The organism is Sulfitobacter sp. HI0129, from assembly GCF_001635395.1.
Lineage (GTDB): Bacteria > Pseudomonadota > Alphaproteobacteria > Rhodobacterales > Rhodobacteraceae > Sulfitobacter.
Map to the genome: position 1 here is coordinate 1 of NZ_LWGH01000328.1, position 12,356 is coordinate 12,356.

Sequence of the window (12,356 nt, forward strand, 5' to 3'; positions counted from 1 at the left end):
CTGAGGCGAATTATCTGGCGATCATGCAGACCCTTCAGCCGGGGGATGAGATCGTGCTCGAAACCCCCGGCTGGCCGCAGGCGGAGGTGCTGACAAAGGCCATCGGCGCGCGCATCACCAAGATCACCCGCCGGGAAGAAGATGGTTGGGCGCTGCCGATGGGGGCGCTGGCCGACGCAGTTTCATCGGAAACCCGAATGATCTTCCTGACCAATCCGAACAACCCGACGGGCCATTTGCTGACCGCGGACGAAGTGGATCAGATTGTCGATATCGCGCGCAGCGCCGGTGCCTGGCTGCTGATCGACGAGGTTTATGCCGGGCTGGAATGGGCGGGCCCCCGCACGCCTTCCGTCGCCGGGGTTTACGAACGGGGCATCACCACCGGTTCGGTCAGCAAGGCGCTGGGCCTGCAGGGGTTGCGGACGGGGTGGCTCATCTGCCGAGACGCCGAGCTGATGAGTNATGCGCTGATCCTTCGCGAAAACGCATCCGAGATCATGAACATAATGGGCGAGGTCATCGCGGAGATTGCCCTGCGCCCCGAACGCTATGCGCCCGCGATGGAAAAGGCCCGCTGCGAAGGGCGCCGTAACCTTGATGCGATGAGCGACTGGGTGGCGGCACAGCCGGGGCTGGAGTGGGTGCCACCCGCTGCCGGATTGATCGGGCTGGCGCGTCTGCCCGCGGGATTGGACCCGGATCGCTTAGCAAAGACCTTGCTGGCCGAGCCCTATCGAACCTTCCTGCTGCCGGGCAGTGCCTACGGTCTGCCCCGGCATATCCGGTTGGGTGTGGGCGGGGGGACGGGGGCCAATCTGCAGAAAGGTCTCGACCGGGTGGCGCAGGCGTTGCAAGATTTGAGCCGACATGACCGATAATTTTCCCCTTCTTGATGCGCATCACCATCTCTGGGCACCGGAGAGCGATCCCGACGACATGGGATATGGCTGGCTGCGTGATATCGGTGCGCCCAAACCCTTTGGCGATCCGACCCCGATCCAGCGCGATTATCTGCTGGCCGAGTTCCGGGATGAACCCCAGCCGCGGCAGATGCGCGGGTCGGTCCATATTCAGGCCGATCCGAAGATCCCCGATCCAGTCAAGGAAACGGCCTATATCCAGCGCCAATCGGATGAGGCCGGTTTTCCGGTGATGATCGTGGCTTTTGCCGATCTGGCTGCCGGAACGTTTGCCGAGCAGGCCCAGCGGCATATGGAGCACCCCAACATGCGGGGTATCCGCCAGATCATCGCGCATCTGCCTGACCGCCCGGATATGAGCTTCCTCAAGCGCAACATGCTGGACGATCTGACATGGCGCTCCCAGTTCGCCATGCTGAGCGATCTGGGGCTTTCGTTCGACCTGATGGCCTATCCGGGGCAGTTGCGGCAGGCGGCGGAACTGCTGGCGGATCACCCGGACATTCCGGTCGTGCTCGAACATCTCGGGTGCCCCTATGACCATTCAGATGAGGGGCTGGCGCTTTGGTCCGATGGTATTGCGGCTCTGGCGGAGCTTTCCCACGTTCAGGTGAAGCTTTCGGGCTATGCCATGTATTTCAAGTCCGACCTCGGCAAGGTGGCCGCCGATGTCACCCAGACCCTGCTCGGGGCCTTCGGGCCGGAACGGTGCATGTTCGGCAGTAATTTCCCGGTGGACCGGCTGCACCTGACTTATCCCGATCTCGTGGATTTCGTGAAAGGGCAGGTAGGGTCCGATGAGACGGCGTTGCGTCAGGTGTTTCACGATACCGCCGCGGCGTTCTACAGGTTTTGACGCGGGCGAGGGGGCATAAGGCCGCGCGCGGGTGTCCCTCCCCATGAAGGATGCGCCTGGGGCAGAGACATTCGATTTCGTCATCGTGGGTGGGGGCACGGCAGGCTGCGTGTTGGCCAACCGTCTTTCGGCTGACCCGGCCACGCGCGTTCTGCTGCTGGAGGCGGGCAAACGCGACAATTACCATTGGGTGCATGTGCCGATCGGCTATCTTTACTGCATCGGCAACCCACGCACCGACTGGATGATGAAAACCGCCCCCGAAGCGGGGTTGAACGGGCGCAGCCTGACCTATCCCCGGGGCAAGGTGCTGGGGGGATGCTCCTCCGTCAACGGGATGATCTACATGCGCGGGCAGGCGGCTGACTATGATCGCTGGCGCCAGATGGGTAACGCTGGTTGGGGCTGGGACGACGTGCTGCCCTACTTCAGACGGGTGGAAGACCACCACGCCGGCGGCGACGATCTGCACGGCGCGGGCGGCGAATGGAAGGTCACCCGCCAGCGGCTCACCTGGGATATTCTGCATGCGGTTCAGCGCGGCGCGGAGGAGTTCGGCATTCTGCCCACCGACGACTTCAACGGCGGTACGAACGAAGGATCGGGTTTCTTCGAGGTGAACCAGAAGGGCGGATGGCGCTGGAACACGGCGAAGGCATTTCTCACCCCGGTCAAGAACCGGCCCAACCTCAAAGTCGTGACCGAAGCCCATGTAGCAGGCGTCACCCTGAAGGATCAGCGGGCGACGGGCGTCACCTATGAGCGTGGCGGGCAGGAGCACCGGGTTTCCGCCCGGGCCGAGGTCATTCTGGCGGCGGGTGCGATCAATTCGCCCAAGCTGCTGGAGCTGTCGGGCATCGGCCAGTCGGACCGCTTGTCATCGCTGGGGATCGAACCGCTGCACGATCTGCCGGGGGTGGGCGAGAACCTTCAGGATCACCTTCAGATCAGGACGGTCTTCGGCGTGAGCGGGACGCGCACGCTGAACGAGCTTGCCAACAGCCCATGGGGCAAGGCGCGTATGGCGCTGGAATATGCGTGGCGCCGCAGTGGGCCGCTGTCGATGGCGCCCAGTCAGTTCGGCATGTTCACCCGCAGCGACCCCGCGATGGAAACGCCGGACCTTGAATATCATGTGCAGCCGCTTTCCACGGACAAGCTGGGCGACCCGCTGCACCCCTATCCGGCAATCACGGTTTCCGTGTGCAACTTGAGGCCCGACAGCGTCGGGGCCAGCCACGTCACCTCCCGCGCGCAATCGAAGCAGCCGGACATTGCCTTGAACTACCTCTCGGCGCAAAGGGACCGGATGGTGGCGGTGGCCTCCGTCCGGCAGGCGCGCAAACTGATGACCGCCCGCGCGCTGGCGCCCTACAGCCCGAAGGAGCTTTTGCCGGGTCCCGGGTACGATGACGAGGCATCGCTTCTGGAAAAGGTGGGGGATATCGCCACCACGATCTTTCATCCCGTCGGCACCTGCCGGATGGGGAGCGACCCTGACGCGGTGGTCGATACCACGCTGAAAGTCCGCGGCATCGCGGGCCTGCGTGTGGTGGACGCTTCGATCATGCCCAAAATCGTGTCGGGCAACACGGCGTCGCCCGTCATCATGATCGCCGAAAAGGCGGCGGATATGATCCTTGCCGAAAGGCGGGGGTGACCCCGACCGGTTCGCGGTCGGGGCCGTGGTCCTTCAGCTTTCCAGCCAGACCTTTTCCAGATGCATTTCACGCAGCGGATGGCGGACGTAATTCTGCACGCGGTCCGTATGGTGCATGGCCAGTTCGCGCCAGTAGGGCTGGATGATCACGCCGCTGTCCTGCAACATCTGTTCCAGTTCCGCCATGAGGGGCCGGCGCTGATCGGGATCGAATATGCCCAGCGCCTCGTTCAGCTTTGCATCGAACTCCGGGTTGGAATAGCCGGTTTCGTTCCACGCTTCGCCTGTCTTGTAGGCCACGGCATAGACCTGCACACCCAGCGGACGCCCGCCCCATGACGTGGTGGAGAAGGGGTATTTCGTCCAGTCGTTCCAGAACGTGGCCCCGGGCAGGGTGCGCCGGGTCATGTTGAAACCCGCGTCCCGCAGTTGCGCTGCTACGCTGTCGGCGAAATCCTTCAACTCGCCCTCATCGATGGAGATGAGTTCAATCTCCGTATCGGCATTCCCGGATTCGGTCAGCATCTCGTTGGCGAGCGCCGGATCATGGGGTTTGCGCGGGACTTCGGCATATTCGGGGTGAACGGGGGCGACATGGTGATTGTCGGCCACGGACCCCAGCCCGGCAATCGCCAATTCCGTTACCAATTCGTTGTCCACGCCGATCTGCACGGCGTTGCGCAGGGTCTGGTTGTCGAAGGGCGCCGCCTTGACGTTCATCCGGGCGACCGCGGTCGTCGCGGTCAGGGCAACGCCCCGCTGAAGACCAAGCGCGTTGAAGACCTCTTCTATGTTGCTGGCGGTTTCGTCGTTCATATCGATCTCATCCGCCTCGAAAGACGCGATGAAGGCGGTGTCGTCATTGCCGAGGTCGATGAATTCCAGCCCGTCGAGGTAGACTTCGCCGCCCCACCACTTGCCGTCTTCGCGGCGTTTCAGCACGGCCTTGTCCCCGATGGAAAAGGACACCAGTTCGAAGCCACCGGTGCCGATGGGATTGTCCTGCAACTGACCGGAGAAGGACTGGTGGACGCAAAGCGCGGGGTAATCGCCGAACGACGGGATGAGCGTGATGTCGGGCATGAAAAGGTTAAGGCGCACGGTTTGCTCATCGACTTTCTCGATCGCGGAATCGGCGGCCTGCGTCGCATCGCCTTCGCGCAGTGCAGCCAGACGCGCGGCCATGGAATTGCCCTCGGCGGTCGCATCGGCCATGCGGCGAATGTTGAAGATCACGTCGTCAGCGGTGAAAGGGTCCCCGTTGTTCCAGACGGCTTTCGTGTTGACCGACAGCGTATAGGTCTTGGCATCGTCGCTGACCTCCCACCCCGAAAGCAGCGAGGGAGAGAAAGACCCGTCAGCCTCCCACCGGACGAGGGGTTCGCAGAATTGCCGGGCGACGTTCGACTTCTGCGGCCAGTCATAGGTGCGCGGATCATTGATATCGAGGATCTGCTGGCCGATGCGCAGCACGCCGCCCTTCTTGGGCTCCTGTGCGGCAGCGGGGCTTGCCGAGGCGCCCAGCAGACCGGCGGCCGCCGAGGCGCTCATGCCCCAGATACTGGCGAGCGCCATGAATTCGCGGCGGTCCAGACGCCCTTCGCGGACGGAACGTGCCATGCTCTTTACTTGGGATAGGCGGTGCTGTTTCATATCGGCGTTCTCCTGAAGCCTGGGGCTGAAATTTCGCGGGGATTGTAGTGAATCATGGTTCGCGGCAGTCCATCGTCAATTGAGGCCTCTGAACTTTCTGGAGATTTTGTCGAGGTGAGGGGGGAACTTCTCCCTGTTGCGCGGGGAGGCGCGACGTTGAGGAAGATAATTGCAAACGCATATAAATTTGCTATCATCCGGCAATGATCGCCGGTGGCACACAAGGCGGCAGACCGGCAGGCGGACCGCAACGGGGAGGAACGGCGATGACGTCAGCGGAAACCATGCAGGAGTTCGGAAGGTTATTGGCCTCCGGCAGTATCGAGGTCGTGGATTGTTCCGGCGTGCTGGGACCTGATACGCCGATCCTTCAGTTGCCGCCCGATTTCGCCAAGACCACCCCGAAGGTCGAGATCCACAAGATCAGCGAATATGACGACGACGGCCCGTTCTTTGCCTGGAACTGGCTAAAGCTGGGGGAGCATTCAGGCACCCATTTCGACGCGCCCCATCACTGGATCACCGGCAGGGATCATGCCGACGGTTATACCGACACGCTGGATGTGCAGCGGCTGGTCGCGCCGGTCAACGTGATCGATTGTTCGAAGCAAAGCGCGGAGAACGAAGACTTTCTGCTGACCGCCGATGGCGTGAAGGAGTGGGAGGCCCAACACGGCGAGATCAACGCAGGGGAATGGGTCGTCATGCGTACGGACTGGGATCGCCGCGCGGACAGCGAGGCCGATTTTCTCAACGCCGACGACACCGGGCCCCACAGCCCGGGGCCGACCCCGGATTGCATCGAATACCTGCTGGGCAAGAAGATCGTCGGATGGGGCACGCAATGCATCGGTACCGATGCGGGTCAGGCCGGCGGGATGGAGCGGCCCTATCCGGCCCATAACCTCTTGCACCGCGACAATTGCTTCGGCCTCGCCAGCCTCGCAAATCTGGACAAGCTGCCCGCCAAGGGCGCCATCCTGATAGCAGCACCGCTCAAGATCAAGAACGGGACAGGCAGCCCGATCCGCGCGCTCGCACTGGTTCCGAAGGTCTAGGCCGTTATGACGCAACAGAGAGAGGTATCGCCCGCCGCCGCGCGCCGGCTGGCGGAAATGGGGCTGGAAAACTTCGCTCCCTACCTGATGAACCGCATCATGGGGCGCTACAACGCGTCGATTTCGGCAGAGATGGCGAAGCTGGGCCTGACGACGCCGCAGATGCGGTCTCTTGCCGTTCTGTCGGTGATCGACGGGATCCTGATCCGTGAGCTCGCCGTCTATGCGGTCGTTCAGCAAAGCACGCTGAGCCGCGCGCTGGACGCCCTGCACCGGGACGGGCTGATCCGCAGGCAGACCGACCCCGACGACAGCCGGGCCACCCGCGTCTACCTGACCCCGGCGGGGCAGGAGGCCTATGCAAAGCTCTGGCCCCATATGGAGGAATCCTACAACGCCATGTTCAAGGGCATCGGCGAAGAGGAAAAGACCGCTTTCGTCGGAACGCTGAAGACCATGCTGCGCAACATCCGCAAACACGATTTCTGACGGGGGAAGCGATGGCGGAACGTTCCTTCAAGGCCGAGGTGGAGCACCTGCGCAAGGGTGAGAGCGATGTCTTCACCGGGGAGGGGATACTCGCGATCACCAAGGCCTTGCTGGAAAACGGGGTGGGCTACGTCGGCGGATATCAGGGCGCGCCCATCAGCCACCTGATGGATGTGCTGGCGGACGCCGAGGAACTGATGGCCGAACTCGGCGTACGTTTCGAGGCCAATGCGAGCGAGGCCGCGGCAGCGGCGATGCTGGCGGCGTCGGTGCATTATCCGATACGGGGAGCGGTGACGTTCAAGGGCCCCGTGGGGGTCAACGTGGCGTCGGATGCGCTGGCCAATCTGTCGTCCTCCGGGGTGACGGGGGGCGCGCTGGTGATCGTCGGCGAAGACTACGGTGAGGGGTCCAGCATCATGCAGGAACGCTCCCACGGGTTTGCCATGAAGTCACAGTTCTGGATGCTCGATCCGCGCCCCAACCTCCCCAGCATCACCAAGGCTGTGAAGGACGGGTTCGAACTGAGCGAGGCAAGCAATACGCCGGTGATGCTGACGGTGCGCATTCGGTCCTGCCATGTCACCGGCAGCTTTGCGACCCGCGACAACCAGCGCCCGCCCCTGACGGTGGCGGAAGCGGTGGCCAATCCACGATCGGACTTCAACCGCGTCGTGTTGCCGCCAATGTCCTACCTTCATGAACAGGACAAGGTGAAGAACCGCTGGCCCGCAGCCGAGAAGTTCATCACGGAAAACGGGTTGAACGAGGTGTTCGGCCCGGACGAGGCGTCGCTGGGCATCGTATTGCAGGGCGGGATGTACAACACGGTCATCCGCGCGCTGCAACGGCTGGGCCTCGCCGATCTCTACGGCGAGACAGAGGTCCCGTTGTATGTGCTCAACGTCACCTATCCCATCGTGAGGGACGAGTTCGACGCCTTCTGCGAGGGCAAGTCCCATGTGCTCGTGGTGGAGGAGGGCCAGCCTGATCATATCGAGCAACAGCTTGCCAGCTATCTTTACAGGGCGGGGCGCTCCGTCAAGCTGCATGGCAAGGACGTCCTGCCGATGGCGGGGGAATATACCGGGCAGATCATGCTGGATGGGCTGACGACATTTCTGAAAGAAGCGGCCCCGGCACTGTTGCCCGGCAATGTACGCGCTCCGAATGCCGAAGCGCCCGAGATACCCGATCTGTCCCAGACCGTGCCGATCCGCCCGCCGGGATTTTGTACCGGTTGCCCGGAACGACCGATCTTTGCCGGGATGAAGCTGGTCGAACAGGAATTGGGCAAGCATCAGATCACCGGCGACATCGGGTGCCATCTCTTTGCCTGCCTGCCCCCCTTCGAAATCGGCGGCTCCACCATGGGCTACGGGCTGGGCCCCGCCTCCAACGCGGCCTTCGACGGGGGCGGTGAACGGCGGGCCATTTCCATCCTCGGGGATGGCGGGTTCTGGCACAACGGGTTGTCTTCCTCCATCGGGAACATGGTGTTCAACAAGTCCGACAGTGTCGCAGTGATCGTCGACAATTATTATTCCGCCGCGACGGGCGGGCAGGATGTGCTGTCTTCGCGTGCCCAGAACGACAGCAAGAGCACGAACAACCCGATCCGAGCCGCGCTTGAAGGCGTGGGCGTCAAGTGGATCCGGCAGATCGACAACACATACGATGTAGGCCGGGTGCGGGATACGCTGAAAGAGGCGCTGACGACCGAATATGCCGGGCCGAAGGTGATCGTCATGTCCTCCGAATGCATGTTGAACCGGCAGCGGCGGGAAAAGCCGCAACGCGCCGCTGCAATTCGCGAGGGCAGGCGCGTCGATGTCCCCCGGTTCGGCGTAGACGCGGATGTGTGTACGGGGGATCACGCTTGCATCCGGCTGTCAGGATGCCCCTCGCTGTCGCTCAAAAAGTTGGACGATCCGCTGCGCGACGATCCCGTCGCCCATATCGACCAGACATGTGTGGGCTGTGGCAACTGCGGCGAAGTGGCGGATGCGGCGGTTCTGTGTCCTTCGTTCTATCGTGCGGATATCGTTCATAACCCGGGCCGATTCGAAATGTGGCGGGCGGGGATACGGATGAAGTTCATTCATTGGCTGCAAGCCCGGCGCGACAGGATCCGGCTGCGGATGGACAGCGCGGCATGAGACCCCCAGCGGCCCCGGGCGTCGGTTTGGACGGTATCATCAAACTCGCCGTCATGGCCGTGGGCGGACAGGGCGGTGGCGTACTGACAAGCTGGATTGAATCGGTGGCCCGCGCGCAGGGCTATGCCTGTCAGGCCACCAGCGTGGCCGGCGTGGCCCAGCGTACCGGGGCAACGATATATTACATCGAAATGGCCCCCGAAGGTTCACGCCAGCCGGTCTTTGCCCTCGCACCCGCAGCGGGGGACGTCGACATCCTGATCGCTTCGGAGATGATGGAAGTGGGCCGCGCCGTGTTGCGCGGCTTTGTCACGCCTGACCGCACAACCTTGATCGGCTCCACCCATCGCGCCCTTGCGGTGAGCGAGAAAGTGGTTCCGGGCGACGGGATCGCCAAGGCCGAAGAGGTCCGCGCCGCAGCAGAGGTGGCCGCGCAGCGACTGATCCTTGCAGACATGGACAGGCTCGCGGTGGAGCGCGGCTCGGTCATCTCGGCATCGCTTTTCGGCGCACTGGCGGGGTCTTCCGCGTTGCCGTTCTCTCGCGATGCCTTCGAGGATGCCATTCGCCGCAGTGGCAAGGGCGTCGAAGCCTCCCTTCGTGCCTTTGCAGCCGGACATGATGCCGCGACCGGAGCGGTTCCGGAGAAGGGTTGTATCGTGGCGACCGATCCTGAGCCTACGGCGGCGCGTCTTCCCGTGGAGGGTGATCACCTTGCCGTCGGCGAGGCGGATACCGACGGAATGATTGGCCCTGATGCGCTGCTATCCGACTGGCGGGCGCTGCGGGACCGTGCCGCTGTCTTCCCGGTGGAGGTGAGCGAAATGGCTCTGGCGGGGCTGCGCAAGGTCGTAAATTTTCAGGATTGCGCTTACGGCGGGCTCTACCTCGACCGGCTGGAACGGGTTCTCATCTGCGATGAGGAGGCGCGCGGCTGGAAGCTTTCGCTGAACGCGGCGAAATACATCGCCAATGCCATGGCCTATGACGATATCATCCGCGTGGCTGACCTGAAAACCCGCGCCCCCCGTCGAAGCAGGATCGAGCGCGAAATGGGCCTGGGCGACGATCAGGTGATGCAGGTCACCGAATACTTTCACCCCCGGGCCGAAGAAATTGCCGGACTGCTGCCCGCCCGTTGGGGAAGGCGGCTTGAGGCAAATCCACGCGCCATGGCGCGAACCGAGCGGTGGTTCGGGCGGGTGCGGCGGCTGCGCACGGATACCTTCCCCGCTTTCACGCTGCTGCATTTCCTCGGGGGGCTGAAGAAATACCGTTTGCGCACACGCCGTCACGAAGTTGAAACGCTGCATCTTCACGATTGGCTCGACCGCAGTCTGGCGCGTAGTGCATCCGACTACGATCTGGCGGTCGAGATGATCAAATGCCGACGTTTGATCAAAGGCTACTCCGATACCCATGCCCGGGGGCTTGCGAAGTTCGACACGGTGGTGAACGCCGTGGACCTCGTCGAAGGGCGGGAGGATGCCGCCCAGTGGATCGCTCGCCTTCGCGAAGCTGCACTACAGGACAGTGACGGCATTGCTCTGGAGGGGGCCTTGCGAACGGTACGAAGTTTTGCCGGTACCCCTGAAGCGCCGTAGGGTCGCTTTGCCAAAGGTCCCGCACGGGGTTATCCATGAAGCATAGATGGTTTATGCGATACTGGTTGTTCGGTGTGATTCGCAGTCATCGCGTGTGTGGCGATAAGCTTTGGTAATCATAGGTTGTAAATGATAGTATGTTGCATAAATATCACTAATGCATATATAGCACTCTTTATTTGACTCACCGCAAAACCTTGGTTCTTCCACTTCTACCGGTCGTGAACCGTTTCGAGATATTGGATTAACTGGAGAAGTAATTTCACAAAAATGCGATGGTCAAACACGCGCTTTAGATTACTTATTATCCACAAAGACAAGAATTGACGATGAAACCGACTGACATTCACGACCTTTCCCGGGCAAAGAAACGGGCCATTTTTCTGGCCGTCGATACCCTCCTTGTCCCCCTCTCACTTTATTGTGCCTTTGCGCTGCGATACGGGTCAGCCACCCCCTGGATACCGGTCGCCGATAGCTGGGTCCTGTTTCCCGTGCTCACCCTATGGGGGGCGGGGATCATTTGGGCGCTGCGCCTGCACAGGATCAAGCTCAACGCGTTTGACACTCATTCAATGTCGAACATCGGTCTTGCGGCGCTGCTGCTGGCTGTCAGCGCGATCTTGCTGAGCTATATGATGGACCTGTTTGCCCCCCGGTCCGTTCCCCTGCTGTCGGGTCTCTTCTTTTATATCTTCGCGATTTCGGCCCGGCTCGGCGGGCTGGCCTTGTTGCGTAACCTGGCTGAACGGGGCGGAGACCGAAAGCCGGTTGCGATCTACGGGGCGGGGGCTGCGGGCATTCAACTTGCTGCCGCGTTAAGGCAGGCAAGCGAAGCGCGACCGGTTTTCTTTATCGACGACAACCCCAATCTGCATGGTCTGATGGTCGCAGGTCTGCCGGTCCATGGGCCCGATAAACTGGCGAAACTCATCGACGCGCGGGGAATTCAGCAGATCCTTCTCGCGGTTCCGTCGATGCCGGTGGAGCGCCGCCACGAACTGATTTCAAAGCTCAAGGTTTATGATGTCGAAGTTCAGGTTCTGCCTTCCTACATCGAGATGATGTCAGGCAAAGGTCTCGTTCAGAGCCTGCGCACGGTTGCCCCGGATCAACTGCTGGGCCGCGACAAAGTTGCACTCGATACGCCTGAAATTGCCAAGACCTATGCGGGCCGCGTGGTGATGGTAACCGGGGCTGGGGGGGCTATCGGATCGGAGCTTTGCCGCCAATTGCTCAACTGCAATCCCGCCCGGATCATCCTGTTCGAGCAGGGTGAATTCCAGCTCTACTCGATCGATCAAGAATTGCAGGCCGAAGCAAAGTCCATGGGTATTCCCATTCATGCAAAGTTGGGGTCCATCACTAACAAAGAACGTGTGGCTGGCGTCATCGCGGAAGAAGAGGTGGACATCATTCTTCACGCAGCGGCTTATATACATCTGCCACTTGTCCAAGATAATGAGGTTGAGGTTGCGCGTAACAATGTCATCGGCACGCAGGTGGTGGCCGAAGCTGCCGCCGAGGCCAAGCTGGAACGGTTCATTCTGGTATCGACCGACAAGGCGGTGCGCCCCACCAACATCTTGGGCGCGACCAAGCGCATGGCCGAGCTGGTGGTACAAGATACCCAGACCCGCAACCGCACGACCAAATTCGCCATGGTCCGGTTTGGCAACGTGCTGGGTTCCTCCGGCTCGGTCCTGCCGCTATTCCAGCGACAGATCGCCCGTGGTGGCCCTGTCACCGTGACACATAAGGACTTGACGCGGTTTTTCATGACCATTCCCGAAGCGGCCCGTCTTGTGCTCTTGGCGGGGGCATATGCTACCGGCGGTGATGTTTTCGTGCTCCATATGGGCGAGCCGCAGAAGATCATCGACATCGCGCATCGCATGATCACGCTGTCCGGACTAAAGGTGAAAGACCCCGTCACCGGGGAGGGCGATATCGA

General features: G+C 61.8%; 9 protein-coding genes. 8 read left to right on the plus strand and 1 reads right to left on the minus strand.

What is annotated here, in order from left to right:
• The first annotated feature begins 23 nt into the window (after window positions 1-23).
• The 3 genes from A3764_RS07955 to A3764_RS07965 are packed head-to-tail and all read left to right on the plus strand — an operon-like array spanning window position 24 to window position 3,439.
• Entirely contained in the window at window positions 24-881 is an 858-nt protein-coding gene (locus A3764_RS07955; RefSeq protein ID WP_082865910.1) for a pyridoxal phosphate-dependent aminotransferase, read from the plus strand.
• Window positions 871-1,779, plus strand: a complete 909-nt coding sequence (locus tag A3764_RS07960; RefSeq protein WP_067921850.1) for an amidohydrolase family protein — start codon at window positions 871-873, stop codon at window positions 1,777-1,779. Before A3764_RS07955 ends, A3764_RS07960 begins: the two co-directional genes overlap by 11 nt.
• A gap of 43 nt (window positions 1,780-1,822) precedes the next feature.
• Entirely contained in the window at window positions 1,823-3,439 is a 1,617-nt protein-coding gene (locus A3764_RS07965; RefSeq protein WP_067921847.1) for a GMC family oxidoreductase, read from the plus strand.
• A 33-nt stretch (window positions 3,440-3,472) separates the two neighbouring features.
• Here the strand turns inward: A3764_RS07965 and A3764_RS07970 are convergent, their stop codons facing one another.
• Window positions 3,473-5,059 (minus strand): ABC transporter substrate-binding protein, encoded by a 1,587-nt coding sequence (locus A3764_RS07970; RefSeq protein ID WP_236628134.1) that lies wholly within the window; start codon window positions 5,057-5,059, stop codon window positions 3,473-3,475.
• 299 nt (window positions 5,060-5,358) lie between these two features.
• Between A3764_RS07970 and A3764_RS07975 the strand changes: the two genes are divergently transcribed.
• From A3764_RS07975 to A3764_RS07995, 5 genes are all read left to right on the plus strand, one after another.
• Window positions 5,359-6,150, plus strand: coding sequence for a cyclase family protein (locus A3764_RS07975; protein ID WP_067921842.1), 792 nt, complete (start codon window positions 5,359-5,361; stop codon window positions 6,148-6,150).
• Between the two features lie 6 nt (window positions 6,151-6,156).
• On the plus strand, window positions 6,157-6,639 hold the full coding sequence (locus A3764_RS07980) for a MarR family winged helix-turn-helix transcriptional regulator (RefSeq protein ID WP_067921839.1): 483 nt from the start codon (window positions 6,157-6,159) through the stop codon (window positions 6,637-6,639).
• An 11-nt stretch (window positions 6,640-6,650) separates the two neighbouring features.
• On the plus strand, window positions 6,651-8,798 hold the full coding sequence (locus tag A3764_RS07985; protein ID WP_067921835.1) for a thiamine pyrophosphate-dependent enzyme: 2,148 nt from the start codon (window positions 6,651-6,653) through the stop codon (window positions 8,796-8,798).
• Window positions 8,795-10,402 (plus strand): indolepyruvate oxidoreductase subunit beta family protein, encoded by a 1,608-nt coding sequence (locus A3764_RS07990; protein ID WP_067921829.1) that lies wholly within the window; start codon window positions 8,795-8,797, stop codon window positions 10,400-10,402. Before A3764_RS07985 ends, A3764_RS07990 begins: the two co-directional genes overlap by 4 nt.
• Window positions 10,403-10,731: 329 nt before the next feature.
• The coding region (locus A3764_RS07995) for a nucleoside-diphosphate sugar epimerase/dehydratase (protein WP_067951441.1) at window positions 10,732-12,356 on the plus strand (1,625 nt) is incomplete at its 3' end.

Coding starts and splice junctions, on each gene's coding strand:
- A3764_RS07960 (WP_067921850.1), top strand. CDS start 871: ATGACCGATAATTTTCCCCTTCTTGATGCGCATCACCATCTCTGGGCA.
- A3764_RS07965 (WP_067921847.1), top strand. CDS start 1,823: ATGAAGGATGCGCCTGGGGCAGAGACATTCGATTTCGTCATCGTGGGT.
- A3764_RS07970 (WP_236628134.1), bottom strand. CDS start 5,059: ATGGCACGTTCCGTCCGCGAAGGGCGTCTGGACCGCCGCGAATTCATG.
- A3764_RS07975 (WP_067921842.1), top strand. CDS start 5,359: ATGACGTCAGCGGAAACCATGCAGGAGTTCGGAAGGTTATTGGCCTCC.
- A3764_RS07980 (WP_067921839.1), top strand. CDS start 6,157: ATGACGCAACAGAGAGAGGTATCGCCCGCCGCCGCGCGCCGGCTGGCG.
- A3764_RS07985 (WP_067921835.1), top strand. CDS start 6,651: ATGGCGGAACGTTCCTTCAAGGCCGAGGTGGAGCACCTGCGCAAGGGT.
- A3764_RS07990 (WP_067921829.1), top strand. CDS start 8,795: ATGAGACCCCCAGCGGCCCCGGGCGTCGGTTTGGACGGTATCATCAAA.